The sequence below is a fragment of the Streptomyces sp. NBC_00988 genome (assembly GCF_045162645.1).
GTDB lineage: Bacteria > Actinomycetota > Actinomycetes > Streptomycetales > Streptomycetaceae > Streptomyces.
Genome location: NZ_CP108730.1, coordinates 1910150 through 1935645, shown reverse-complemented (window position 1 = coordinate 1935645; position 25496 = coordinate 1910150). Strand labels below are relative to the sequence as shown.

At 69.8% G+C, this 25496-nt stretch carries 21 protein-coding genes; 8 read left to right on the top strand and 13 right to left on the bottom strand.

Annotated features, from left to right (window positions below; all coding sequences use genetic code 11):
* Positions 1-25: 25 nt before the first annotated feature.
* Both OG496_RS08950 and OG496_RS08945 read right to left on the bottom strand, forming a co-directional pair.
* Positions 26-1075, bottom strand: a complete 1050-nt coding sequence (locus tag OG496_RS08950) for an IS110 family transposase (RefSeq protein WP_405970331.1) — start codon at positions 1073-1075, stop codon at positions 26-28.
* 1218 nt (positions 1076-2293) lie between these two features.
* Positions 2294-3220 (bottom strand): integrase core domain-containing protein, encoded by a 927-nt coding sequence (locus OG496_RS08945; protein ID WP_405976585.1) that lies wholly within the window; start codon positions 3218-3220, stop codon positions 2294-2296.
* Positions 3221-4250: 1030 nt separating this feature from the next.
* Between OG496_RS08945 and OG496_RS08940 the strand changes: the two genes are divergently transcribed.
* Positions 4251-5405 carry a transposase gene (locus OG496_RS08940; RefSeq protein ID WP_405970330.1) on the top strand — a complete coding sequence of 385 codons (1155 nt, stop codon included), beginning with the start codon at positions 4251-4253 and terminating at the stop codon, positions 5403-5405.
* A 273-nt stretch (positions 5406-5678) separates the two neighbouring features.
* Here OG496_RS08940 and OG496_RS08935 read toward each other — a convergent pair whose 3' ends face one another.
* Entirely contained in the window at positions 5679-6473 is a 795-nt protein-coding gene (locus OG496_RS08935; protein ID WP_405970329.1) for a pectate lyase, read from the bottom strand.
* 32 nt (positions 6474-6505) lie between these two features.
* Positions 6506-7477 (bottom strand): polysaccharide lyase family 1 protein, encoded by a 972-nt coding sequence (locus OG496_RS08930; RefSeq protein ID WP_405970328.1) that lies wholly within the window; start codon positions 7475-7477, stop codon positions 6506-6508.
* 237 nt (positions 7478-7714) lie between these two features.
* Between OG496_RS08930 and OG496_RS08925 the strand changes: the two genes are divergently transcribed.
* Entirely contained in the window at positions 7715-9037 is a 1323-nt protein-coding gene (locus OG496_RS08925) for a PHB depolymerase family esterase (protein WP_405970327.1), read from the top strand.
* 76 nt (positions 9038-9113) lie between these two features.
* Positions 9114-10400, top strand: a complete 1287-nt coding sequence (locus OG496_RS08920) for an SGNH/GDSL hydrolase family protein (RefSeq protein ID WP_405970326.1) — start codon at positions 9114-9116, stop codon at positions 10398-10400.
* A gap of 223 nt (positions 10401-10623) precedes the next feature.
* On the opposite strand, the gene OG496_RS08915 is transcribed toward OG496_RS08920, so the two are convergent.
* Positions 10624-11991, bottom strand: a complete 1368-nt coding sequence (locus tag OG496_RS08915; protein WP_405970325.1) for a nucleobase:cation symporter-2 family protein — start codon at positions 11989-11991, stop codon at positions 10624-10626.
* Positions 11992-12127: 136 nt separating this feature from the next.
* Positions 12128-13474 carry an FAD-dependent oxidoreductase gene (locus OG496_RS08910; RefSeq protein WP_405970324.1) on the bottom strand — a complete coding sequence of 449 codons (1347 nt, stop codon included), beginning with the start codon at positions 13472-13474 and terminating at the stop codon, positions 12128-12130.
* A 227-nt stretch (positions 13475-13701) separates the two neighbouring features.
* On the opposite strand from OG496_RS08910, the gene OG496_RS08905 reads away from it, so the two are divergent.
* Entirely contained in the window at positions 13702-14175 is a 474-nt protein-coding gene (locus OG496_RS08905; protein ID WP_405970323.1) for a DUF6214 family protein, read from the top strand.
* Positions 14176-14184: 9 nt separating this feature from the next.
* On the opposite strand, the gene OG496_RS08900 is transcribed toward OG496_RS08905, so the two are convergent.
* Positions 14185-14916, bottom strand: a complete 732-nt coding sequence (locus OG496_RS08900) for a TetR/AcrR family transcriptional regulator (protein WP_405970322.1) — start codon at positions 14914-14916, stop codon at positions 14185-14187.
* A gap of 262 nt (positions 14917-15178) precedes the next feature.
* On the opposite strand from OG496_RS08900, the gene OG496_RS08895 reads away from it, so the two are divergent.
* Entirely contained in the window at positions 15179-15427 is a 249-nt protein-coding gene (locus OG496_RS08895; RefSeq protein WP_033278377.1) for a DUF2630 family protein, read from the top strand.
* 97 nt (positions 15428-15524) lie between these two features.
* Here the strand turns inward: OG496_RS08895 and OG496_RS08890 are convergent, their stop codons facing one another.
* The 5 genes from OG496_RS08890 to OG496_RS08870 all read right to left on the bottom strand — a co-directional run bounded on the left by OG496_RS08890 (position 15525) and on the right by OG496_RS08870 (position 19543).
* Positions 15525-16226 carry a Clp protease N-terminal domain-containing protein gene (locus tag OG496_RS08890; protein WP_405970321.1) on the bottom strand — a complete coding sequence of 234 codons (702 nt, stop codon included), beginning with the start codon at positions 16224-16226 and terminating at the stop codon, positions 15525-15527.
* 105 nt (positions 16227-16331) lie between these two features.
* Complete coding sequence (locus OG496_RS08885; RefSeq protein WP_405970320.1) at positions 16332-17051, bottom strand: HAD family hydrolase; 720 nt, start codon at positions 17049-17051, stop codon at positions 16332-16334.
* Between the two features lie 98 nt (positions 17052-17149).
* Positions 17150-17833 (bottom strand): phosphatase PAP2 family protein, encoded by a 684-nt coding sequence (locus OG496_RS08880; RefSeq protein WP_405970319.1) that lies wholly within the window; start codon positions 17831-17833, stop codon positions 17150-17152.
* Positions 17834-17949: 116 nt separating this feature from the next.
* Positions 17950-18885 carry a M56 family metallopeptidase gene (locus OG496_RS08875; protein WP_405970318.1) on the bottom strand — a complete coding sequence of 312 codons (936 nt, stop codon included), beginning with the start codon at positions 18883-18885 and terminating at the stop codon, positions 17950-17952.
* A 94-nt stretch (positions 18886-18979) separates the two neighbouring features.
* Entirely contained in the window at positions 18980-19543 is a 564-nt protein-coding gene (locus OG496_RS08870; protein ID WP_405970317.1) for a DUF5134 domain-containing protein, read from the bottom strand.
* A gap of 195 nt (positions 19544-19738) precedes the next feature.
* Here OG496_RS08870 and OG496_RS08865 point away from each other — a divergent pair, with 195 nt between their 5' ends.
* The 3 genes from OG496_RS08865 to OG496_RS08855 all read left to right on the top strand — a co-directional run bounded on the left by OG496_RS08865 (position 19739) and on the right by OG496_RS08855 (position 24700).
* A complete protein-coding gene (locus OG496_RS08865; protein ID WP_405970316.1) occupies positions 19739-21427 on the top strand; it encodes an FUSC family protein in 1689 nt (562 codons plus the stop codon).
* A complete protein-coding gene (locus tag OG496_RS08860; protein ID WP_405970315.1) occupies positions 21424-21996 on the top strand; it encodes a MarR family winged helix-turn-helix transcriptional regulator in 573 nt (190 codons plus the stop codon). Before OG496_RS08865 ends, OG496_RS08860 begins: the two co-directional genes overlap by 4 nt.
* A gap of 109 nt (positions 21997-22105) precedes the next feature.
* A complete protein-coding gene (locus tag OG496_RS08855) occupies positions 22106-24700 on the top strand; it encodes a cellulosome protein (RefSeq protein ID WP_405976584.1) in 2595 nt (864 codons plus the stop codon).
* 22 nt (positions 24701-24722) lie between these two features.
* Here OG496_RS08855 and OG496_RS08850 read toward each other — a convergent pair whose 3' ends face one another.
* Positions 24723-25490 (bottom strand): VOC family protein, encoded by a 768-nt coding sequence (locus OG496_RS08850; protein ID WP_405970314.1) that lies wholly within the window; start codon positions 25488-25490, stop codon positions 24723-24725.
* Positions 25491-25496 lie beyond the last annotated feature (6 nt).

Below are 25496 nucleotides of genomic sequence, written 5' to 3'. Positions count from 1 at the left end.
GTGAACGGCTGACTCCTATAGAACGTCAAGTGGCTGGAGATGTTGATGGTGCGCTGGTGAGGTGGCGGTAGACCTCTCGTGCAATGAAGCGCTTGAGGCATCTGAAGATGTCCTTCGTCTTGAGCCCTTCGAGGGTGCGTCGTGCGACGTAGTCGCGGGTGCGTGGGTCGTGGCGCATGCGGACCAGGACGATGGTGTGCAGCGCGCGGTTGGCTTGGCGGTCGCCGCGATTGAGCCGGTGGCGATCCGTGCGGCCTGAGGAGGCTGGCACGGGTGCGGCTGCGCAGAGGTGGGCGAAGGATGCCTCCGAGACGAGCCTGTCGGGGTTGTCCCCGGCGGTGACCAGCAACTGCCCGGCTGTTTCGGTCCCGACGCCCGGTAGCGCGAGCAGTCCGGGCGCGGTGTGGGTGATCAGGGCGCGCAACTCGGCGTCCGCGTCCGCGATCTCTTCGCTCAGGTGCTGGTATCGCTTGGCCAGGCGTTTGAGCGCGAGTTTGACGGCGGCGGCCGGGGTGGTCAGATCGGAGCCGGGTCGGCTGGCGGCCAGACGCCGTATCAGCTCGGTGGTGGTCAGCGAGCGCAGTGCTTCGCGCGTCCCCGCGGGCGCGGTGATGATCAGTGATTTGAGCTGGTTGACGGTCTGGGTGCGGGCCTTGATGGCGCTGGCACGCACCACGCGGAGTGTGCGGATTGCCTCGACCGTGCCGTCGCGATCCTTCGGCGTGCCGTTGGCGCGGCCGGAGAGCACTGCGGTGGCGGCGGCGTAGGCGTCGACAGGGTCGGATTTGCCCGCGGCGCGGCGAGCTCGACGATCGGGCCGGTCCACTTCGACCACGGTGATCTGGCCGGCACGCAAGTGCCGGGCCAGTTCGGCTCCGTAGGATCCCGTGCCCTCCATGCCCACCGTCAGCACCTGGCCGTGCGAGCGCAGCCAGGCCAGCAGGCGCCGATAGCCTTCAGGCGTGGTGGGGAACGCCTCGGTGGCCAGGTGCCGGCCGATGGTGTCGATGACGGCGGCCTGGTGGACGTCGGTGTGGGTGTCGATCCCGCCGATCACTTCGATGGGCTGTGGCATGGCGGCCGAGTTGGTCCTTCCGTGCGCGGTGATGTGGACTCGCGCGCACCGACTCGGCGGACGGACACGACTGTGATGGGACCGCCTCGGTCAAGCTCCTGAGGTCACGATCGCCGAGCCGGTACGCGCAGTGGCACTGCTCGGCGGGTCGACGATTCAGAGTGAGGACAGCCGGAGCGTCAATCGGGGATCGGGTCAGACCCACGAGCGGTGCCTCCCACGTCCGGCCCTTCATTGAAAGGGACGAGCGTGGACAAACTCGCCGCGTACGTTCTTGCGGGATTCGGGTTCGTCAGCATGGTGCTGGGACTTGGCGCGAGGCTCGCTGCAGACTTGAACCGTTTTCTGGACGCGTGGCGAGAGCCGGTGAGCCGGATACGACGGTGGCTGCACAGCCGCCACCACGGCGGGCAGGAATGATCCGGGCACAGCGGCTTCGCGAGCCGCGCCGCTCCTCCAGCCCGGAACTTCCCTCCGGGACGGCCTCCGCCGACCTTTCACCGTGGCCCGGCCCTGCCCCGAGCCCGACGGGCTGCCATCGCCCGCCAGCCAAACGGTAGATCGGATCTGATCGTTTCGCACTGCTCCGCCCGCCCGACTTCACGGCGCAAGAGGTCGGTTCTCACCCCGGTGGGTGATGGCAGTTGGACACCATGCACGGCGGCACGGTTGGCTGAACCGCCATGGAATCAGCCGTACCACGGCGAGCCAGCCGGTGGCAGAACGCTGTACGGCTGCTCCTGCTGATCGCGACCGCCGCCGACCCCGTTGCCGCAGGCGACCCTGGGCCCCAGGACGCGGCCGGAGTGGTCCGCACCCAAACGCTTCTGTAGAAGCTCGACTTTCTGGGTGCGCTGCCCGGACTTCCTCGCCTGGGAACTGCTGAGCGAGTTCGAGACCTACCCCGACGATCCGGCCCTGTGGTACCTGGCCGAACGCATCCTCGCCTTCGACGAACCCGACGTGCGCCGCTACCCGATGCTCCGCCACCGCTTCGGCGCCTTCGAGCAGATGAACGAGGCCCTGGGCATGTTGATCGAACGGAGCCTCGTCGCCAAACGGCACACCTCCCGTGGTGACCAGGTGGGCCAGCACGACTACTACCTGCGGGCACGAGGCCGTGAAGTCGCCGACGTCATCGTCCACCAGGAACCGGACCTGTACTGGTACGTCGAGCGCACACAGACCTGTCCCTGCCGAGAATTTCGTCCGTGCAGTTCAGACCGCATGCTGGTACTCGTGGAGGGCGCCGCCGAGGCGGTCGCGTCGTCGTATGTCGAGGCGGGCGATGGCGTCCGGGTCGGTGATCGGCGGTGGCAGGGGGTGCAGCGGGCGGGCGTCCGCGATGCTTTGGTGGGGCCGGTGGGAGTCGTCGTGCTGTTCGAACTCGCGCAGGGCGTGGAGCAGGTGGCGCTGGTTCCAGACCAGAGTGCGGTCCAGCAGTTCGTGTCGGCAGGTTTGCAGCCAGCGTTCCATGAGCGCGTTCATCCGCGGTATCCGGATGCCGCTGAGTAGGACCTCGATCCCCGCGTCGGCGAGGATCGTGTCGAACAGTTCGGGGAACTTCCCGCCCCGGTCCCGGACCACGTAGCGGGCCCGGCAGCCGGTGTCCTCGAGGTCCATGACGAGGTTCCTGGCGGCCTGTGCCACCCAGGAGGCGGTCGGGCGCGCCGTCGTGCCCAGGATGCGGATGCGCCAGCCGGCGTGCCCGATCACCGCGAACACGTACAGCCGCGTCCCGGACAGAGTGATGGTCTCGAAGAAGTCACACGCCGGCAGGGCATCGGCCTGGGAGCGCAGGAAGTCCGCCCAGGTACTGGACGTCCGCTCGGGTACCGGCGGGATCCCGGCGTCTTTGAGGATCTCCCAGACCGTGGGCGCCGACACTTTCATGCCGAGGACGAGCAGTTCACCGTGCAGGTGCCGGTAGCCCCAGCCGGGATTCTCCCGCGCCAGACGCAGCACGAGAACGCGGATCGAGCGCACCGTACCCGGCCGACCCGCACGCTTGGGCCGGGAACGGGCCGCGTGGCGGCGCGAGACCAGGTCACGGTGCTGGTGCAGCACAGTGTCCGGGCTCACCAGCAGCCGTGCCCGGCGCAGCACGCCGCGCGGGAGCCGGTGCAGCAGCGCGGCCAGGAACATCCGGTCACTCGGGGCGAACCGCACCCGATCCCGGCCGAGTTGGCGTTCCAGCACCGCCGAGATCGGGGGAGTGGAGGGCGTGTATGCGAACGTGACACCGGGAATGGAAATGCGGATCGCCGAAACGTTCACCGTTTCCCAATTGTTTCCCAGTTGATCTTTCGAATCGTGTTTCTGTGCAGGTCAACACTGTATTTCTAGATGTCGGTTGATGCCGCAGAAGAGTCCGCTGAGCTGGGATACGGCAGGTTAGAGCGGCGCCGATTCCCTGACCTGCAACGCAGCATGCGTGTTCGCGTAGTTCGCTGTGTCTTCGTGTAGTACGGCGCAGAGATTTGCATGATCGTTTTCCCATCGGTTTCCCAGTTTCCCGCCTGATCGGGCGGGGAGGCGGGAAACGCGAGCGAGGCGTCACAGGGGCCGGAGGTCGGCAATGGCCTCCGGCCCCCGGGCCTCACTGCCGCGCCAGGTGCTCGCGCCGCACCGAGTACTGCCGGCCAGTCCTGAGCGACGTGAAGGAGCAACTGGCGGTGCTGCATTCGAGCAGTACTGCTGGGCGGCCGAGATGCAAGGTCCCACCGATCTGAGCGAGTCGGCCCCGGTGCCACGGCGCCAAGACAATGGCCCAGTACGCTGATGCAGTCCCTCGCCGCGGACTTCCAGCTCGACGATCAGCGCGACCAGAGCAATGCTCAAGATCTAATAGCAGTGCACGGTGACGGGTGACCCCTACTCAAGACCTGGAGCTGGACTCCTCTCCACAGGCAGAGGGCCCCGTCACCGTGCATCTGCCGGAGTACGTCGCGCAACTCCACGATGACGTCATGATCGTGACCTGAGCCGTCCGTACGGCCACCTCTCCCTCACTACGCGAGCCGTCGAGCTCCTTCCAGAGACCGGGGACCGTGCGGGGAGCTGGGGCTGCGAACTGCTTATCGGATGTCGGGCCACCCCTCTCTGTCAGCCTGTGGTGAGACGCCCCGCTTTGTCGGGCTAGCCTGAGAGGGCGCGACAGGAGAAACACCCCCTCATGACCAGCACCGCGCCCGCCGGAATCCGCGCTGCCCACGAACTCTCGGATTCACATCTCAGCTTCCGCGCTCTTGGAAATGATCTCCGAGAGCGCGGACTGAGGCACGCCACCGACCCGGTCGCGGACGATGCCTTTGCCTGTGTCGAGCGCCAACTGGGTATCACCGCCGCGTGCCGGCTGACCGGCCGCTCGCGGGCCACTCACTACCGCAGGCTGCAGCCCCCGGCGGAGCGAGAACCCAGGAAACCGCAGGTCCAGCCCTCGGCGCTGACGGCCGAAGAGCGGGCCGCAGTACTGGCGTTGATGAACTGCGACGAGTACGCCGAACTTGCGCCCGCCCAGATCCGGGCCCGCGAGTTGGATGCCGGGCGCTACCACTGCTCCGTCTCCACGATGTACCGGATCCTGCGCGACAAGGGTCAGTCCGGTGAACGCCGAAGGCAGGCCACCCACCCCGCCCGGGCGGTGCCCGAGGTGGTGGCCACCGCCCCGTCGCAGGTGTTCACCTGGGACATCACCAAGGCGGCCGGACCGGCCAGAGGCATCTGGTATCACGCCTACGTCATCATCGACATTTTCAGCCGCTACATCGTCGGCCACACCGTTGAGCTCGCCGAATCCGCCCAGCGGGCCGGGGAGTTGATCCGCGAGAGCATCATCCGCAACCAGATCGTGCCCGAGACCGTGCACGCGGACCGCGGCACCTCGATGACGAGCAAGAAGGTCTCCCAGCTGCTGATCGATCTCGGGGTGACAAGGCCACACTCCCGGCCGAAGGTCTCCAACGACAACCCCTACAGCGAGCCCAGTTCAAGACCACGAAGTACATGTCGGACTATCCCGAACGGTTCGATTCCCCTCGCCCACGCCCGCGAGTGGTTCGACGCGTTCATCACCTACTACAACCACGAACACAGGCACTCCGGCATCGGCTTCCATACACCCGCCTCCGTCCACTTCGGGACCGTCGAGGAGGTCCGCGACCAGCGGGCCGTCACCCTCTCCGAGGGCATACGCCCGACACCCCGAACGCTTCGGCCGACGCCCCCGACCACCCGAGATACCCCAGACCGCCTGGATCAACGACCCGGCCAAGCGCCGCGAACCCGCACCACAAACCTCATAGCGTCAAGACCGTCTCACTGGACTTGAAATGTTCCGCTACCAGCCTTGGCCAGGTTGTAGAAGGCGACCAGCGCCTGGTCTGCGCGACGGTCGTAGTCACGCGATTTGTCATCATAAGTCCCCATACGCATGCCGAAACCCCCTGAGAATCCCTGAGGCTGTGAGGGCCGTCGTCCGTGGCCGGATGACGGCCCCCTCTACTGCTGTGCGAGCCAGTAGTGGATCCACTATTGGTACTGCTCAGAGCGGGTGAAGAGGTCAGTGTGCGAGATCATCCGCGCTGAAGCTGCGGCGCCCGGTCTACCGGTAGGTAATGTCGGAGGTGGAGTAACGGCAGTAAGTCCCGTCCGCGCCAGTGCCGTTGGTGGTCGGCTCCGCGCCCGTGTTGTTCCCGATGTACTTCTGGCAGGGGATCATCTTCTTGCTGGTGTCCCCGACGATCGTGATGGCCTTCAGGGTCGCGCTGTCACCGTAGTTGGTGTTGATGCCGACGATCCGGCTGCCCTTGTAGGTCGCCTCGATGGTGTTGAGGTTGATCGTGCGCTTGTACTGCGTCTTGCAGTTGCCGCAGGAGCGGACGAACGTACCGAAGGTCTGCGCCGCGAAGTTGGAGACGTTGAGCGTCCCGGCGCCGTTGAACTGGAACACCTTGTCGCTCGCCTCCTTCGCGCCACCGCCGTTGACGGTGTACACGTTGGACGACGAGGAGCCCAGGAAGGTCGCCGCGTCCTCGCCGACGTCCTCCCACCAGACGTTCTGCAGCGTGCAACTGCCCAGGCAGTGGATGCCGTCGGCGGCCGGCGAGCCGATGATGACGTTCTTGACGACGGCACCGGCGGCCAGCTCCAGGATGGGGCCCTGGTCCTCGTCCTGGCTGCCCGTGCCCAGATCGCCGCTGCCGTACAGGCGCAGCATCCCGTAGTCCTTGGTGCCCGAGACCGAGATGGTCGAGGTCACCGCCTGGCTGCCGCTCGCGGTGGGCCAGGTGGCGGCACTGGCCGGCGAGAGGGTGCCGGATGCCATGATCATGCCAACCGAGAGGCCGAAGGCGGCCAGTGTGCCGGTCAGCACACGTGATCGTGCGGAAGAAGTCATGTCCCGATTCCTTCTCCGAGGTGGGGGAGTGGTCAGAGCTTTCCGGTGCCCGCGCCCGCGGTCACCGAGGCGACGACGGTCGAGGCGGGCTCGGCGGTGTAGCTGTACGGCGGGCTGGTGAACGTGCCGACCTGCGAGATCTCGGTGGCGGCTCCACCGAGGTCGTTGCCGCTGAGGTTGGCGTAGCCGTCCACGTCGCTGTCCCGGTTCGTCGTGACGGCGACCTCCGTGTCCCGGAAGACGTTGTTCTGGACGAACATCTGGGCGCCCATGCGCGAGTGCACGGCCGTCTCGGCGCCGACGACGTAGTTGTCGTAGAAGTGCCCGGTGCCGAAACGCAGGCTGGGGATACGGGAGTTGACCTGGTCGAACCAGTTGTGGTGGTACGTCACCCGCAGACGCCCGGTGTCCTCGCTCGCGTTGTTGTCGCTGTGGCCGACGAGCGAGCCCTTGTAGTGGTTCTTGAAGGTGTTCCAGGAGACGGTGACGTAGTCGGAGGCGTGACTGATGTCGACCAGACCGTCGTAGTAGTCCTTGCCGTGGTCGAGGTCGGACGAGAAGGCGTTGTGGTCGATCCACACCTTCGTCGACGCCTGCACGGTGATGCCGTCGGCGGGTGCGACCGGCTTGCTGATGTTCAGGTTGCGGACGACGACGTTCGTCACCTTCTTCAGGCGCAGCCCGCCGCCGGTGAACCCGGACGCCGAACCGACCCCCAGGACCGTCGTGTTGGACCCGATGTCGACCTGACCGCTCAGCGAGATCAGGCCGTTGACCTTGACCACCTTCGAACTGCTGCCGGTGACGGCCGACTTGAAGGCGTCCAGCGTCGACACCGTGACCGCCGCGGCGCTGCCGCCACCGGTCGTCCCGGCACCGAAACCGACCGGCGAGGCGTCGGCCGCCGACGCGGACTGGGGGAGCGTGAGCACGGCCGCCGCGGCGAGGGCGACCGCCGCCAGGGCTGATCGTCGTGGACGTGGATGTGGGGGGCGAGTACGCATGCGGGTGCGTCCCTTCCGGGGAGTGGAGTGATCGTGTACGTGAACGATGTACGCCATGAAGGACCACGCGGTCACACTTCTGAACGGAACGTAGGGTGCAAGCGCTTTCTAGTCAACGCTTGTGCAGAAACTATTCGAAGCGTGGGAGCGCTTCCATGGCATCCATGTCCATGTCACGATGCCGATTGTTCTCCCCGAAAGATGCCGCACGAGCCGCGATCAGGAAGGGACGATGACGTGCGCCCCACAGCCGCCGACACCCTCAAGTCATCGAGAAAACCGCCGCGTTCGGTACTCGTCACCCTCTTCGGAGCGCTGGTGCCCCTACTCGCGGCCCTGACCCTCCTGGCACCCCCGGCCGCAGCCCGCACCGAGGCCGTCCCCACCGCCACCCTCACCGAGGTCACCGGCTTCGGCGCCAACCCCAGCAACCTGCAGATGTACGTGTACGTCCCGGCCGCCGTCACCGCGCACCCGGCGGTCGTCGTGGCCGTGCACTACTGCGGGGGATCGGGCCCGGCGATGTACTCCGGCAGCGAATACGCCTCGCTGGCCGACCAGTTGGGGTTCATCGTCGTCTACCCGTCGGTCACCCGCGCCAGCAGGTGCTTCGACGTCTCCTCGCCCCAGGCCCTGCACCGCGACGGCGGCAGCGACCCGGTCGGCATCAAGTCCATGGTCGACTGGGTGACCGCCACCTACTCCGCCGACACCTCCCGCGTCTTCGCCCTGGGCATCTCCTCCGGCGCGATGATGACGAACGTCCTCCTCGGCGACTACCCCGACGTGTTCGCGGCTGGCGCCGCCTTCGCCGGCGTGCCCTTCGGCTGCTTCGCCACCACCGACGGCTCCGAGTGGAACACCGCCTGCGCCAACGGCACCGTCATCCAAACCCCCCAGCAATGGGGCGACTTGGTCCGGGGCGCCGACCCCGGCTACACCGGCCCGCGCCCCCGCATGCAGTTGTGGCACGGCACCGCGGACGACACGCTGCGCTACCCCAACTTCGGCGAGGAGATCAAACAGTGGACCAACGTCCTGGGCGTCAGCCAGACCCCGGCCACCACCGACTCCCCGGCGACCGGCTGGACCCGCACCCGCTACGGCGCCACCGGTGACCAGGCCCCCGTCGAGGCGATCAGCCTCCAGGGCGTCACCCACAACCTCTACACCTACGGCATGGGCGCCCGCGTCCTCACCTTCTTCGGCCTCGACTCCGGCTCCGCGCCCCAACCCCCTGCGGGCGCCTGCAAGGTGACCGTCACCATCAGCGCCTGGAACACCGGCCTCACCGCCTCCGTGACGCTCACCAACACCGGGACGAGCACGGTCAACGGCTGGCAGCTCGGCTTCACCCTGCCCGCCGGCCAGGCCATCACCAACGGCTGGGGCGCCACGTACGCCCCCGCCTCCGGCACGGTGACGGCCACCAACGCCTCGTACGACGGCACGATCGCGCCCAACGCGAGCGTGACCATCGGCTACCAGGCGAACCACGCGGGCAACAGCGCGGCGCCGACGGCCTACACGCTCAACGGGACGGTCTGCACGGTCGGTTGACCCACTCCGGGGTGCGTGCCCGACGCCTCCGGCACGCACCCCCGCCCCCAACTCCCGCCAGAGGAAGGCCGGTTCCGTGCAGCCAACGAGACGGACAGCGATCGTCGCCACGACGACAACGGCACTGTCGACACTGGTCACTACCAACCCGGCACGCGCCGAAGGGAGTTCGGCCCCTCCCGTTACGCACTGGGTGGACACCTGGACGGCGATGCCCCAGCTCACCGAACCCGCCAACCTGCCACCCGCGCCGTTCACCGGGACCAGGTCGGTCCTCGTCGACACCACCCTGCGCCAGACACTGCGCATCACCACCGGAGGTCGGAAGCTGCGCCTGCGCTTCTCCAACGCCTACGGCGACACCCCGCTCCCGCTCACCGCGGTGACGCTGGCGCTCCCGCAGGACGGCAAGGCGGGGGCGAGCGCGATCGTGCCCGGCAGCAGCAGACCGGTCACCTTCGTCGGACGCAGATCGGCAACCGTCCCCGTAGGCGCCCAACTGGTCTCCGACCCACTGGACTTGGACCTGCGCCCGGCATCCGTCCTGACCGTGACGACGTACCTGGCGACGGGCCAGCCCTCGCTCGCGCTCACCTCGCACCCAGGCTCGCGCACGACGTCGTACCTCCGCAGCGGCGACCACACCGAGGACCAGGACCTGCTGCCCGGGGCGACCCCGGTCGACCACTGGTATCTGCTGAGCGACGTCGAGATCCTGGCCCCGCGCGCCACCACGGCCGTAGCGATCCTGGGCGACTCGCTCACCGACGGCCGGGGCTCCACGACCAACGCCAACGACCGCTGGCCCGACCAGCTCTACGACCGCCTCCGCACCCACCCCGCCACCGCGTCCGTGGCGATCCTGAACCAGGCCGCCGGGGGCAACCGCGTCCTCAACGACGGCCTCGGCCCCAACGTCCTCGCCCGCCTCGACCGCGACGTCCTGTCCCGCAGCGGAGTCACCCGCCTCATCGTCTTCGAGGGCGTCAACGACATCGGCACCGCCGACGCGACCCCCGCCGCCCAACACCGGGTCGCGGAAGACCTGTTGGCCGCCTACGGCCAGATCGTCGTCCGCGCCCACGCCCAGGGAATCCGCGTCTACGGCGCGACCCTGCTCCCCTTCGGCGGCAACACCTACGACGACCCGGCGGGCGAACGCGAGTCCGCCCGCCAGGCGGTCAACTCCTGGATCCGCACGGCCGGTTGCTTCGACGCGGTCCTCGACTTCGACCGCGCCGTGCGCGACCCCGCCGACCCGCGCCGACTGCTCCCGTCCCTCCAGGTCGGCGACTGGCTGCATCTCAATCCGGCGGGGTACGGGGTGTTGGCCGCGACGGTCCCCGCCGGACTGCTGCGCTGATCAGGGCGCAGGACATCGGCGGTGCCTGATCAGCGCTGATGAGTGAGGCGTCGTGCCTCCGGCCGCGAGACGGAGCGGACGTGGATATCAGCGGTTGTCGCCGCGGGCGCCGACAGTGGGGGAGTCGGCGGCCGACGGCAACGCCGTTGGGGCCCACGCGCTTTGGGCGGTGGGGGAGTGCGTGCCACGCCCCGCGTCTGCGACAGCATCCGCCGGACAGGCCCTAGACGACCGGCTCCTCCGCGACAACGCCGGCGGGAGCCGCAGTGCTGGTGGCGGGTGAACTCCCCTTCGTCGGCAGGTGGTTGAAGAGAAGGTTCAGCACGATCGCCGTCAGGCAGCCCGCGCTGATGCCGCTGTTCAGCACCGTCTGGAACCAGTCCGGGAACTGCGCGTAGATCGTCGGCACCCCGACCGGGAGCACGCCCACGGCCACCGAGACGGCGATGACCGTGAGGTTGTGGTTGTCCTTGAAGTCGACCTGGGTCAGGGTGCGCAGACCGCTCGCGGCGACCGTGCCGAACATGACCAGTCCCGCGCCACCGAGCACCGGCGCCGGTATCGCCGCGACGACCGCGCCAAGCTTGGGCAGCAGGCCGAGGACGACGAGGATGCCACCGGCGACCGCGACGACCCAGCGGCTGCGGACCCGGGTCATGCCGACGAGGCCGACGTTCTGGGCGTACGCCGTGTACGGGAAGGTGTTGAAGATGCCGCCGAGGACGGTGGACAAGCCATCGGCGCGCAGGCCGTCCGCGAGGGAGCGCGGCTCTATCTTGCGGTCGGTCATCTCGCCGACCGCGATCAGGTCACCGGTCGTCTCGGTCATCGTCACCAGCGCCACCACCAGCATCGACACGATCGCCGAGGCGTGGAAGGTGGGCGTACCGAAGTGGAACGGGGTGCTGATGCCGACCCAGTCGGCGTCCCCGACCCCGCTGACGTCCGTGAACCCGAACACGACCGCGGCCACCAGCCCCACGGCCATGCCGATCAGTACCGCGATCCGGCTGAGGAAGGCCGGCGCGAACCGCTGCACACCGAGGACGACCGCGAGGACGAACGCGGCGAGGGCGATGTTCTTCGGCTCGCCGAAGTCCTTCGCGCCCTGACCGCCGGCCGCCCAGTTGCCCGCCGCCGGCAGCAGTGACAGACCGATGATCAGGATCACCGTGCCGGTGACCAGCGGCGGGAAGAAGCGCAGCAGCCTGCCGAAGACGGGGGCCAGGAGCGCGATGGCGAGCCCGGCGATGATCACGGAGCCGTAGATCGCGGGCAGTCCGCCGCCCGTCGTGCCGATCAGCACCATCGGCGACACCGCGGCGAACGTGCAGCCCTGCATGATCGGCAGCCGTACGCCGAAGCGCCAGAAGCCTACGCACTGGATGAGCGTCGCTATCCCGCACACCAGCAGGTCCGCGGTGATCAGATACGCCAGATCGGCGGCCGACAGCTTCATCGCCCCGCCGACGATCAGCGGCACCGCGACCGCGCCCGCGTACATCGCGAGCACGTGCTGGAGCCCGAAGGCGGCCAGTTGCCGTACGGGTGGGACCTCGTCGACGGGATGCACGGGTGTGGTCGTGGCCATGGGCACTCCTGAGCGGCGGAGAGGGGGGAAACGTGCGAACAGTTCGAGACCGTAGGCGCCTTGAACAGTTTGTTGATTTCTGGGTTGTTGCCGCCGTGTGTCTTGCCCAGCTGCTATGTGTGCGCCCCACATACCTCTATGTGCGCGCCTCACGCACCGCCGCCAGCAGGGCGTCCCAGTCCGGCAGTTTGACCACACCACCCCGCCCGAGCGAGGCCCCCAACTCCGCCTCGGCCCGCTCGATGGCCTCCCACCCGCCCCACTCGACCGGCTCGATCCCTTCGGCGCGCAGGGCGGGGAGCGGGTCCTCGGTCGGATCCTGTCGGACGAGCATGGAGGCGTCGGCGAGCAGGGACGTCACTGTCTCCTTGGCGTCCGGGCGGTTGGTGCCGATGACGCCGGTCGGGCCCCGTTTGATCCAGCCGGCCACGTACTCGCCGGGTACGGTCCGTCCCTCGCGTACGACACGGCCCGCCAGGTGCGGCACGGTGCCGTGCTCGGCGTCGAACGGCAGCCCGTCCAGCGGCACCCCGCGATAGCCCACCGAACGCAGCACCAACTGTGCCTCGATCTCCTCGAATTGGCCCGTGCCGACCACTCCGCCTCGCCCGTCCGGCGCGGTGCGTTCGAAGCGCACGGCGCCCACGCGCCCAGCGTCGGCGAGGAGTTCGACGGGTCGGAGGAAGAAGCGGAAGTGGATACGGCGTGGGGCGCCCTGGGGAGGGAGCACGGCCCAGTTGCGCAGCGCCTCCACGTTGCGACGCTGGGCGCCGGGCAGGGCGGAGAGGTCGAGACAGCCCGGGTCGAGCGCCAACTCGGCCGGATCCACGGTCACTTCGGTGCCCGGGAGCCCGCCCAGTTCGCGCAGCTCCTTGGTGGTGAAGCGGGCCTGCGAGGGGCCGCGCCGGCCGACCATGTGGACGTCCCTGATCCCGCTCGCGGCCAGGGCGGTGAGGGCCGCCTGCGGGATGTCCGTACGGCTCAACTCGGCCGCGCCGCGCGCCAGTATCCGCGTGACGTCCACCGCGACATTGCCCACGCCGATGACCACGGCCGAGCGCGCGCCGAGCACGAAACCGTCGGCGGTGGAGTCGGGGTGGGCGCTGTACCAGGACACGAACTCGGTCGCCGACCAGCTGCCCGGCAGCTCCTCGCCGGGAATCCCCAGGTGGCGGTCGGTGGCGGCGCCCACGCAGTACACGACCGCGTCGTACAATTCCCGCAGCCGCACGGCCGACAGTCCGCCGGGCCCCACGAGCACCCCGCCGAGGAACCGCACCCGCCCGTGCTCCAGGACCGCCCGCAGGTTGTTCTGCAGCGACTTGATCTTCTCGTGGTCCGGTGCCACGCCGTAGCGCACCAGACCGTACGGGCACGGCAGCCGGTCGAGGACGTCGACCAGCACCCCGGGCTCCAGCTGGACCAGACTCTGGGCGGTGTAGACCCCGCTCGGCCCGGAGCCGACGACGGCGACACGCAGCACGGCGGAACTCCTCACCCGTCAGGCACACAGGAGAACGCTGATTCGCCAGACCACTGACGACTCCAGGATCGCACCACCGGTGCTCCGCTGACAGGGTGCCGAACGGACCCGTACGCGCTTGGGGCGCGCGTGTCCGTTCGTATGGAATGTGATCATGCGGTTACGTTGCGTATGTGCTAGAAGCATCCTTCGTTAATCTTTCTGATCGCTCTCCGTCGGACGGGGCGGTGTCCGTGTGGCCCGCGTGGGAAGTGCAGGAGCACGACGGCGCCACCTCGTGGTTCCACGTCCGGCTCGCCTTCCCAGACGGCGCCCGGGTCGACGCGCTCGCCGTGGTGTGCGAGCAGACCGTCTCCGTCGAGGACGTACGGGCCCAACCGGCCCTGTCTCTCGACGACTTGACGGTGCTGGCCGACTGGCTTGAGGGGCCGCTCTTCGAGGCGTGCGGGCTGGAACCGGTGCCTGCGGAGGGGGAGGAGTGGACGGAGTCGGGCGGAGCGCGCCGGGCCCGGCCGGCCTGGCCGCGCGGCATCGAGGGGCGATGGCAGATCGCCCAGGAGTATCGGGCCGCGCAGGAGGAGGGGGCTGATCCCGTCCTCGCGGTGATGTGCGCGACCGGGCACAGTCGGCGCCGGTCTCTCCGGCTCATCTCGCAGGCGCGGGACGCCGGGTTTCTGACGCCTCGTCACGCGCGGCGCTGAGCAGGGCAGTTACGCGTCGGGGGGCTCGGTCGGCCGGTCGTCGGCCGAACTCCCTGGCGTGGGTGGGGAGATGGGCGGGAGTGTGGACCTGTCGTCCGTCGCGAAGAACCGTGAGAGGTCCGGGTCGGGCGCTCCGGCCCGCGCGGCGGACTCCGGCGGGATCCCCAACTCCCAGTCGAGCCCGTACCGTTCGAACAACTCTGTGCGCAGCACCGGAATCGGCATGGGCACCCCGGGTACGAGCGCCGAGTAGACCGCGCCCATGAGCAGCGCGCGCAGCATGGGGTAGTCGGAGGGGACGTTCCCCGACCCGTACCGCGCGATCGTCTGCCCGAGCAGTTCGGACAGGCGCCGCTGCTCCGGGCACTGCACGAAGCCCTCACCCTGGAGGAGCCCCGCCATGTGCTGGCGCATCAGCACGGGCCGGTCGTGCGCGAGGCCCAGGATCGCGTCGATGGCCCGCGCCATCCGCTCCCGCCCGTCGTCGGTCCGGGGCTCGCGCTCCAGGGCCTCCTCCAGCGTGCGGTGCATCAGGCGGTGCACGGCGGACTGCACGAGCTGGCGCTTTCCGGGGAAGTAGTACGACACCAGTCCGCGCGCCGAGCCGGCCCGGTCCGCGATGTCGCCCAAGGTCGTGGCCTCGTAGCCATGCTCGCTGACCAGCTCCACGGCCGCGTGCAGGAGCCGTTCCCGGGAACGCCTGCGCAACTCTTCATTGACCGATGCGCTTCGCGGGGACATGCTGTAACTCCTGCGTTGACTGGCTATCAGCCAACTATACTCAGGACGTCCGGGTCTCCCATCGAGGGGGCCTGGCGCATGCTGCCGTCCGTCTGGGGCGACGCGGGGGATCGTCTCAGGCGGGCGGCTCCTTTTCACCCCAATGGTTTCCTCGGGCGACCTTTGAACCGGCGTCCGGCGCCGCCTTCTCGCACATCTGTCGCACGGCACGTGATCCGTCCCTAGAGTGGGCACGGGTGTCGAGCCGAGGAGGCGCACGGGCATGGAGCAGGACCAGCAGATCTTCGCGCGGATCAACGAGATGGTCGACGACGAGCGCAAGCTCCGGGAGGCCGTCGCGTCCGGCGCGATCGACAGCGCCACGGAGCATCAGCGCCTCGGGCAACTGGAACGTGAACTCGACCAGTGCTGGGACCTGTTGCGCCAGCGCCGCGCCAAGGTGGAGTTCGGGGAGAACCCGGACGAGGCGCGGGTGCGGCCGGAGTCCGAGGTGGAGGGGTATCAGGGGTGAGCTGACGTGAGGTGACGGGTGGGGTGGCCGCGGCGGCCCGGTGCTCCGCGGCCGCTGATCGTTGCGTCCCGTGTCGCTCCTGCTGATTGCTTCGTCGCTACTCGCCGCGCGCGGCAAGCCTGTTGGTGATCTCGGTCCTGACCGTCTCGTGCAGTTCGTCCGACGTGAAGCCGAGGTCGTGCAGGATCTGCGCGGCCGGGCTCTCCTCGACGCGGATCAGGCCCAGCAGTGCGTGTTCCGTGCCGACCCAGTCGTGGCCGAGGTCGGCCGCCGCGCGGCGGGCCTGCCCGATGGCCTCCTTGCTCTCCGGCCGGAACGCGATGTGACCCCGCAGCGCCTTCTTTCCGGCCGGCGGCAGCGCTTCCGCGATCGCGTCACGGACGCGCTGTTCCGACTCGGTCTTCGCCACCAGCACCTCGTACGCCAGGCCCCGCGGTTCGCCGAGCAGGCCGAGCAGGAGGTGTTCGGTGCCGATGGAGTCGTGCTTGTGCGTTCGGGCGGCTTCCTGCGCGAGCACGATGCTGTGCCGGTTCAGGTTGGTGTACCGCTCGAAAGGGCCGGGTGCGTGGCGCTGCTGGGCGGCCTGCTTGGACACTCCGATGGCGTCGCCGATCTCGGTCCACGACGCGCCGACCTGCTTGGCCTTGCTGACGTAGTGGTCGATGAGCTGGTCACCGAGGTCGGACAGGGTCTGGGCACGCAGTCGCGCTTCGCTGATGCGGGCCAGTTCGTCGGTGTCGGGGAGCTCCTCGTCGAGACGGGCGATCAGATCGGCGAGGCTGATGTCGAGTGGGCTCATGCGTCAACTTTAAATTGACGATCCCTCATCGTCAACCTGCAATTGACGATTGTTCCGAGTGTCCCCGCGTGCTGATTGCGAGGGTGTTCGCGCGTACTGACTGGGTCAGCCCTGAAGCTCGCCCTGCTCCCGCCCCTGCCCGACCAGTTCAAGCACAGGTCGCAGACCGTCCGGCCGCTCCGTCACCAACCGGTGGTCCACGAAGTGGACCCCGCACCCCAGGGCCGCCGCCCCGCCGTCCGCCCGCCGGTCGTCACCGACCATCAGCACGTCCTTCGGGTCGACGCCGAGCGCCTCACAGGCGACGGTGAACAACCGTGGGTCCGGCTTCTGGATGCCGTGTTCGTACGACAGGACGTACGCGTCCACGTACGCGTCGAGCCCGTGCTCGCGGAACACCGGCCGCAGATCCCAGCCGATGTTGCTGACCACACCCACGCCGATCCCACGCTCGTGCAGGGTCCGCAGCACGTCTTCGGTGTCCGGGTACGGCGTCCACGCGGCCGGCGCCATGTGCCGGTCGTACAGCGCGTCGTGCAACGCCGGGTCGGGGAGCGGGACTTGACGGGAGACGCCGGTGTACGCCGCCCGGTGCAGCGCGGAACTCTCGTCCCGGATCGCCCACACCTCCGCGAACTCCTCGGGCAGTTGCTCCGGCTGCGCACCGCCCGGCATCGCCCCCGCCACCTCCAGCGCCCGCGCCGCCTCGGCCAACTCCGGTTCCGGCAGCGCGATCCCGGTCTCACGCAACACGGCACGCAGCCAGGACTCGGTGGACTCGATACGGAAGAGGGTTCCGGAGAAGTCGAAGAGGACGGCATTCATGCGGTGATCTTACGCAGCGGCATTCCACTCGGCGGGAAGGCCGATACCGGCCTGGTCGATTGCGCGTGCACCCAGCACATCGGCGCCCCTGGCACACGTCACACGCTCACTCCGGCCCGGCGTTCAGATCCCCGGCCGCGCTCCCCCGACCGTTCGTACACCCCCACAGCCACCGCCACCACGAACGCCCCCAGTACCCACCCGCCCACCACATCCGACGGCCAGTGCACGCCCAGCCACACACGGGTGAGTCCCACACCCGCGACGGAGATCACGGCCAGGGTCATGGCCGTACGCCACACAGCGCGTCCGGCGCCGTAGTCGTGGAGCAGCCACAGCAACAGGCCGCAGACCACCGTGGCGGTCATGGCATGGCCCGAGGGGAAGGCGGCGTAGTGGGCCGAGTCGACGGGGTCGGGCCATACCGGGCGGGGGCGGTCGACCAGTGCCTTCAGGGTCTGTTGGAACAGGGTGCCCAGCGCACATGTGGCCGCCAGCCATAGCGCCGTCCACCATGCCGAACGGCGCCACACCAGCCACACCATGGCGACCGCACACACGAGGCGCAGGGTCAGCGGGTCCCAGACCCAGTCCGTCAGGATGCGGAACGTATGCGTCAGGCCGTGGTTCTCGACCGCCCAGCGATGCGTGGTCCGGGCGACCCGCTCGTCGACGTCGATCAGTGGACGCCACTCCACCGCGACGAGAGTGAGGAGCAGCGCGGAGCACAGGGCGAGGGTGATGCCGGTCTGTCGGAGAGTCGGGCGGGGCGGGTAGTGCATGGGACGATCCTCGCCGACTCGCGGCGGGCGGAGCCAACCCGACTCGGGGGCCACATTCCACTCGCCCCTTGCCTGCCCTGACCGCGGTGCCTTCTCCGCCCTCTCCCGGCTCTTGCTCAGCCCAGCGCCCGCAACCCCGGCACGAACGCCACCAGTACCGGAACCACCGGCACCAGTGCCGCCGTCGCGGTCCAGCCCAGGCGGCGCATCGCCGTGAGGCGGTCCGGGGGAGTGAGGAGCCGGTTCACCCGATGTGGGACATGGGCGTGCGGAGTGGGGCACGGCCCGAACACCCCGCGGTCCTCGTTGAGTTCGACCAGGGCGAGGGCGGTCGTGAGGCGGCCGAAGCGGCGGGAGGCCATGTCGTCGGCGGCGAGTTCGACCAGCCGGTGCATCTCGTCCCGGAACGCGGCGAACACCGGCACCTGCGGAAACCCGTTCGCGAGCGCGCCCGAGCAGTGCAGCAACCAGTCGTGCCGTGCCTGCGCGTGCCCCTGTTCGTGCGCGAGCAGCGAGTCCAGTTGCCGCCCCTTGAGGCGCCTCAACGCGGCCGTGGTGATGACCAGTTGGGGCGCGGTACCGGCCATCCACCACGCGTCCGGCCGTTCCCCCTCCAGGATGACCAGCGGCTCGGCACCCGGCGCCTCGCCGGGCAACACCGGTGCGCGGACGAGGAGTTCGGCCCTCCGCAGCCGACGGCGCGCCCGGGCCCGTACGACCTCACGGACCAGCATCGCCGCGGTCCACGCCCCGCCGCACGCGAGGGCCACGGCGGTCGTGGCGGCCCAAGGCCCGGTCGTCACAAGGGGATAGGCGTCCACGACCGCGTGGGGGGCGTTGGCGAACACATGGCCGCGCACCGCCTGCCACGCGGCGGCCGCGCTGAGCGTCATCGACAGGGCACAGCACAGGAGTACGGCCGCCACCACGCACTGCCACACCCACAGCGCGAGCACCGGCTCATGGTCCGGCCAGTCGGCCCGGGCGAGCAGCCGTGGGGCGACAACGGCGGCCAAGGCGCCGAGCAGCAACAGTGCCGCGGGGACCATCATGGGAGCACCCTATGAGCGCCGCGGTGATCAGGGGTACGGCTTGTTACGGCAAAGTGACGCAGACCACGATTTCGTACAGCCGCGCCTGCCTTGCCTAGAGGGTCAGCAACATCGCGACCATGCCGATCCCCATCGACAGCCGGCACGCCCGCGCCAGCTCCGGCCGGTCGCCCCAGCCGACGCTCCCGCCGCCGACAGCCGTGCCGGTGACCGCTCCGGCGACGGGCACCAGCCGGATGCCCGACAGCAGCACGTATCCCACGAAGTAGAGGAGCAACGCGCCCGTCACGAGCGGGACTCCGGAGTCGCCGTGCTCGTGGTGGTGCGCGGGCGAGGCGGCCATCGCGAGCGCCATGTAGACCATGGCCGCGGTGCCCAGCAGATGGTGCACATGGTGCGGGCTCCTGCGCGCCGACCACAGCGCGCGCAGCGCCGCCGCGCCGAACACCGCCGCGTAGCCGGGCCACGCCCAGGACGGGGGCGTGAACACCGCGGCCGGCACGGCCATCGCGGCCATGCCGAAGCCCATCAGCGCCTCGCCGCCCGCGGCCCGGCGCTGTTCCTCGACGGGGCTGCGCATCCGCAGCAGGCAGTAGGCCCCGGTCGCCGCGCACAGCGCGACCAACAGCCAGCCGGGCGAAGCCGGTCCACCATGCACGCGCGTCCCCCGTTCCGCCCCGGATTTCGCTCTCCGTCGACGTTCGGTCACAGGATGCCCGTGCCGCACGGGGCGCAATCAAGCGCAACGGTGTACATGGGGAGCACTCGACGGAGCGAGGCAGGTCAATGGCGCCCTGGCGGCCTCCCCGACAAAAATATTTCACGAGTAAAACACCTGCTAAACTTGTTTCCCATGAGCAGTGCGACCCCCGCCCCCACCCCACGCGTCCGACGTCTCCCGCTCACCGGCGTGCTGCGCCTCGGCCGGCCGTCCGACATCTGGTTCAAGCCCGCTCTCAGCGCGGTCGCCTCGGTCGCCCCGCCCAACCTGACCCTGCTGGCCCTCGGCCGCCTCGACCTGGCGATGTACACGATGGCCGGCTCCTTGTGCGCGCTCTACGCCCACAACAAGCCCTACGCCGCCCGGGCCCGCGCCCTGGTCTGGGTGGTGCTCGGCATGATCGCCGGCCTCGCCGTCGCGCTCGTCACGGCCTCCCTCACCACCAACGCCGTCGTGCTGGTCACGGTCGGCGCCGCCCTGGCCGCCGTACAGAAGGGACTGTGCGACGCGACCCGGATCGGCCCGCCCGGCAACGTGGTCCTCACCTTCATCAGCTCCGCCTCGCTCTTCGCACCGCAGACAATCGACCAGGTCCCCGGCCACCTCGCGCTCGCCGCCGCAGCGGGTGCCTGGGCATGGCTCGTCGGCATGGCCCCCGCACTCGTCCGCCCCCACGGCCCCGAGCGCCGCGCCACCGCCCAGGCGCTGAACGCCGCCGCGACGTACGCGGCCACGCACGGCACCGGAGACGGGGACGCACGCGCGCGTGCCACCGCCGCGGCCGCCGTCCACGCGGCCTGGCACTCCCTCCTCGCCACCGGCACCCGTACCCCGCCCCGACGCGCTCTCGAACGCCTCCTCGTCCGTGCCGAGGTAGCGCTCGCCGCGCCCGCCGACGCCGACCCGGAGCGGCTGCGCACCTGGGCCCGCGAACTGCGCGGCAGGGGACCGGTCCCGCGGACCGACGTCCCGGCCGACGCCGTGGACGAACTCCTCGGTGTGGACGCCGAACTGGCCGCCCCCGCCCGCCTGTTGTGGACCAGGCTCGGTCCGCTGACCCCGCTCGTGCTGCGCACGGCGCTCGGCTGCGCGCTCGCCGGATACGTATCGCTCGCCCTCGGCGTCGGCCGCCCTTACTGGGCCCTCGTCACCGCCGCCTCCCTCTACCAGGCGAACATCACGCTCACCTGGGGACGGGGTGTGCAGCGGGTCGTCGGGAACCTCGCCGGAGTGCTCGTCTTCGCCGCGGTCGCGCCGCTCGCCCACGCGCATCCGGCGGCCCTCGTGCTGTGCTGCCTCGCCTTCAACTTCGGTGCGGAGGCGCTGATCGGCCGCAACTACTGGCTCGGCAGCGTCTGTGTGACCCCGATGGCGTTGCTCATCACGGAGTTCGCGCGGGCGCAGCAGCCCGGTGAGCTGATCGCCGAGCGGGTCGTCGACACCCTCGTCGGCGCGCTGGTCGGCCTCGTCGCCGCGGCCGTCGTCACCAACCGGCGCGCGACCGACCGTATCGAGGAGGCGCTGACCGCGGTCGAACGGGCCCGGGAGCGGGCCGCGCGCCTGCTGGCGGAGCAGGCTCCCGCGCGCGGGAGCCTGGAATCAGCGCACCGCGCGCTCGCCGCCGCGCTCGTCGAACTGCGGGCCACCGTCGACGCCGCGTCCGGCGAGTGGTGGCAGCGCGCCCTGCCGCAGGAGCGGGTCGTGCTCGCCGAACAGTCCGGACACCGTACGCTCGCCGCGACGGTACGACGCCGGGAGTCGCACTCCTGGCCGACCGTGGATCGGGGTACGGGCGGAAAGACGGAGGGCGTACGGGGATGACGGCAATGAACGGACGGCCGGTCGACGGGGACGGCGCGGCCCGCCCGGCCCCTCCGAGTGCGAACCGGCGGGACACCGTCGCCGCCGTCGTCGGGCAGTGGCAGGCCGTGCACCCCGACCTCGACACCGGCCCGATGGAGATCATCGGCCGGATCAACCGGTGCGCCGCCCTGCTCCAGCAGGCCGAGGACGCGCCGCTGCGCCGGGCCGGGCTCAGCCGCCCCGAGTTCGACCTGCTCGGCGCGCTCCGGCGCACCGGGCACGAGCTGACGCCGAGCGAGCTGACCCGGGAGACCTTCTCCTCGGGTGCCGCCGTCACCAAGCGCCTCAAGCTGCTGACCGAACGCGGGCTGGTCGAGCGGCGCGGCGACACCCGCGACCGCCGCGTCGCCCACGTCCGCCTCACGGACACCGGGCGCGACCTCGTCGACGCGATCCTGCCCGAGCAACTCGCCTACGAGACGACCGTGCTCGCCGGCCTGGACACCCCCGGACAGGGCGAACTCGCCTCCCTGCTCGGCGAGTTGCTGGTCCAGCTGGAAGGCCGACTGGGCATGCTGCGCGTCTGAGCCGCCGTGCGCGGGCGCCGACGGACCGTTGACGCGAGTCGCGTGATCTCCCTACGTTCGATCACGTCGGTTCGGGACACCGACTGGCGTACGACATGTCGAACAAGGGATTGATGCCGTGGCGACCGCAGCCTCCGCCGCTCCTGTTTCCGGGAACCTCACCATCGACCTCGGCGCCGACACGGGCCCCTTCCACGGAGGCGCGAGCGGCACGCTTTACGGCCTGTACGGCGACGGCGTCCCCAGCCGCAACGCCGTCGAGGGCATGTACGTCCGCACGGTCTCCACCAAGGCCCAGGACGGCACCCAGCACCCGGGTGCCGACGCCCTGGAGATCCTCCGCCCCTTCGTCGAGGCGGGCGGCCAGGACGTCTACGTCTACATGACCGACATCTACCGCGGCTTCCCCTACGAATGGCCCGGTGCCACCGGAGCCGAGCGCCTCGCCGACTTCACGGCCCGCGTCCGCCGCCAGGTCGACCAGGTGCTGACGCTCGGCGCGTACAAGTCCCATGTCGTGTACGTCCCGTTCAACGAGCCCGAGGGCAACATGTTCGGCACGGGGGAGTGGAGCTACGACCAGGTCTCCTGGCACACCGACCCGGGCCGCTACTTCACCGCCTGGCGGGACATCCACCGCCTCATCAAGGAACTCGACCCGGGCGCCCGCATCGCCGGCCCCAACACCTGCCTCCTGTACGACGAGGTCAGGGACTTCCTGGAGTTCGCCCAGGCCGAGGACGTACTGCCCGACGTCATCACCTGGCACGAGCTGTCCACGCCCGACGAGATCCGCACGAGCGTCGCCAAGTACCGTGCGCTGGAACGGGAGTTGGGCATCGGTCCGCTCCCCGTCAACCTCAACGAGTACGCCCACAACTACCACTTGTCCGTCCCGGGCCAGATGATCCAGTGGATCGCCGCGATCGAGGAGTCCAAGGTCGACGCCGACATGGCGTACTGGAACATCGACGGCAACCTCAACGACTCGGTGGTGGAGGCCAACAAGGGCAACGGCCAGTGGTGGCTCTTCAACGCCTACGGGCAGTTCACGGGCAACACCGTCCAGGTCACCGCGCCCCACCCCAACGTCCAGTACACACTCCAAGGCGTCGCCGCGCTCGACCGCGCCAAGCGGCAGGCGCGGGTGCTGCTCGGCGGCGCGGGCGGGTCGGCGGACGTCGTGTTCGAGCACGTCGATCCCGAAGTCTTCGGTACGACCGTCCACGTGCGGCTCATTGAGATCCCCTGGACCGGTCAAGTCGGCGCCTCCGCACAGCCGTTGAGGCTCGCCGATCACGAACTCCCCGTCGTGGACGGCAAAGTGACGCTGCGTCTGACCGACCTGGAGGCGATGTCGGCGTACCAGGTGATCCTGTCCCCGGGCGGCAACGGAGCCGTAGCGCTGCCGCCTTCGGTCGACTGGCGGCGTTCGTACCAGGCGGAGGACGCGGCCTACATCGGTGACGGCCACTCGCTGAACGGGCCCGAAGGGTCCCCGTCCGACGTCGACAAGTTCGCGGGCTCGACCGGCTACCACGTGGGCGGACTCCGCACCGGTTCCGACGGCGTGCTCGTCTTCTCCGTGGAGGTCCCGCGGGACGGGACGTACGACGTGAGCGTCTTCGCCAACTCCTACAACCTGGCCGACGCGGTACGCGAGCAGGGACCCACCAACGTGTTCCTCCGCGTCGACGGCGGGGATCCGCGGGAACTCCGGTTGCCGCTCGGCTACAAGTGGGCGGTGTGGGGCCACACCGACACCCGGGTCGAGCTGACCGCCGGCGCGCACACGATCACCCTCGCCGCGCAGGACCACGACCTCGGTGTCACGCGGGGCGACGCGGTCGTCGACCGGCTCGACCTCGCCCTGCGCGACGACCAGGTGACCGCGCCCGCGCTGTACGACGCGGAGTTCGCGGTGCTGGGCGGTGGCGCTCGCGTGGACTACGGGCAGCTCGGAGCCTCGGGCCCCGGTGTCGTCGTACTGCCGCGGGGCGGCACCGCCACGTTCTGGGTGCACGCGGCGGAGGACGGGGAGGCGGCTGTGAGCGTCGATCGGATCGGCCCCGGGGAGGGCGAGTTGACGATCAACGGGGAGAACGTGGGGATTGTTGAACGATCCCCGGCTCCCCTGTTCCTCGTGTCGGGCATCAACAAGGTCACCGTCACGGGCACTTCGGACCAACTGGTTCTGGACCGCCTACGGACGGAGCCTGGGCGCGGCCTCCTCCCCGCCTCCACGCACCCGGCCGAGGAAGGCACCACGACCGGCAGCGCCCGGGTCACCGGCGCCCACACGTTCGCCACGGGCGGCAAGGCGGTCGAGGGCATCGGCGGCGGCCCCGCGAACGCGCTCACGCTCACCGTGGCGGCGGAGCGCGCCGGCCGTCACGCGCTCACGATCCGCTACTCCAACGGCGAGCAGGCACCGGCCACCCACTACAACCCGGACCCGGTCTGCCGCCACGCCGACATCGCGGTCAACGGTTCGGTCCCGCAGCGCGTGTTGTTCCCCACCACCTTCCACTTCAACAACTTTCACGACCTCTCCGTCCCCGTCACCCTCGACCAGGGCGCCAACACCCTCACCTTCACCGCCGACGAACTCCCGGACCACGACGGCCACTCCAGGAACCAGTACGGTCAACGCTCCGCGTACGCACCGGTGATCGACACGGTGACGGTGACGCGACTGGCCTGAGGGCGGGACGCGGGTGGGTGGCTCAGTGGTCCTCGTCACCCGCCGCATACACCCCGAACATCGCCCCCTGCGGATCCCGTAGCACCGCGATCCGCCGCACGTCGCCGATGGACGTCGGCTCCATCAGGACCGTGCCGCCCGCCGCCGTAGCCGATGCGGCGGTGGCGTCGACGTCGGCTACGGAGAAGTACGGCAGCCAGTGCGGAGGCACCTCCGGTGGGAACTTCGCGTCCATCGTCATCATGCCGCCGAAGTCGGCGCCGTCGATGCCCCATTGCGGGTAGTGCTCCGAGGGGCGGACGGTCCAGCCGAACACGGTCGTGTAGAAGCTCTCGGCCCGCTCGGGCGCCCGTGTCAGCAACTCCACCCAGCCCAGCGCGCCGGGCGCGTTGAACAGCCCGGCGCCCGGGAAGGTCCGCGCCTGCCACATCTGGAACGCGGCGCCGCCCGGGTCGAGGGCGACCGCGAAGCGCCCGATGTCGAACACGTCGATCGGCTCCATCAGCAGGGTTCCGCCGGCCGCGCGGACCTTCTCCGCCGTCGCGTCGGAGTCCGCAACCGCGAACGACACGTTCCACGCCACGGGTTGCGACTCCTGGAACAGCGGCGTCAGCGCGGCGACCGGAGCGTCACCGATGTGCGCGACCGTGTAACCGCCTGCCTCCGGCCGGGGATCGGTCTCCGGACGCCAGCCGAACACGTCCGAGTAGAACCGCTTGGCGCCCTCCAGATCACTGGTCCCGAGCTCGGTCCAGCAGGGCCCACCGGTCACCGGCCTGTCGAGCTTCATGGCGTT

Coding starts and splice junctions, on each gene's coding strand:
- OG496_RS08950 (WP_405970331.1), bottom strand. CDS start 1,075: ATGCCACAGCCCATCGAAGTGATCGGCGGGATCGACACCCACACCGAC.
- OG496_RS08945 (WP_405976585.1), bottom strand. CDS start 3,220: ATGTTCCTGGCCGCGCTGCTGCACCGGCTCCCGCGCGGCGTGCTGCGC.
- OG496_RS08940 (WP_405970330.1), top strand. CDS start 4,251: ATGACCAGCACCGCGCCCGCCGGAATCCGCGCTGCCCACGAACTCTCG.
- OG496_RS08935 (WP_405970329.1), bottom strand. CDS start 6,473: ATGACTTCTTCCGCACGATCACGTGTGCTGACCGGCACACTGGCCGCC.
- OG496_RS08930 (WP_405970328.1), bottom strand. CDS start 7,477: ATGCGTACTCGCCCCCCACATCCACGTCCACGACGATCAGCCCTGGCG.
- OG496_RS08915 (WP_405970325.1), bottom strand. CDS start 11,991: ATGGCCACGACCACACCCGTGCATCCCGTCGACGAGGTCCCACCCGTA.
- OG496_RS08900 (WP_405970322.1), bottom strand. CDS start 14,916: ATGTCCCCGCGAAGCGCATCGGTCAATGAAGAGTTGCGCAGGCGTTCC.
- OG496_RS08895 (WP_033278377.1), top strand. CDS start 15,179: ATGGAGCAGGACCAGCAGATCTTCGCGCGGATCAACGAGATGGTCGAC.
- OG496_RS08890 (WP_405970321.1), bottom strand. CDS start 16,226: ATGAGCCCACTCGACATCAGCCTCGCCGATCTGATCGCCCGTCTCGAC.
- OG496_RS08885 (WP_405970320.1), bottom strand. CDS start 17,051: ATGAATGCCGTCCTCTTCGACTTCTCCGGAACCCTCTTCCGTATCGAG.
- OG496_RS08880 (WP_405970319.1), bottom strand. CDS start 17,833: ATGCACTACCCGCCCCGCCCGACTCTCCGACAGACCGGCATCACCCTC.
- OG496_RS08875 (WP_405970318.1), bottom strand. CDS start 18,885: ATGATGGTCCCCGCGGCACTGTTGCTGCTCGGCGCCTTGGCCGCCGTT.
- OG496_RS08865 (WP_405970316.1), top strand. CDS start 19,739: ATGAGCAGTGCGACCCCCGCCCCCACCCCACGCGTCCGACGTCTCCCG.
- OG496_RS08860 (WP_405970315.1), top strand. CDS start 21,424: ATGACGGCAATGAACGGACGGCCGGTCGACGGGGACGGCGCGGCCCGC.
- OG496_RS08850 (WP_405970314.1), bottom strand. CDS start 25,490: ATGAAGCTCGACAGGCCGGTGACCGGTGGGCCCTGCTGGACCGAGCTC.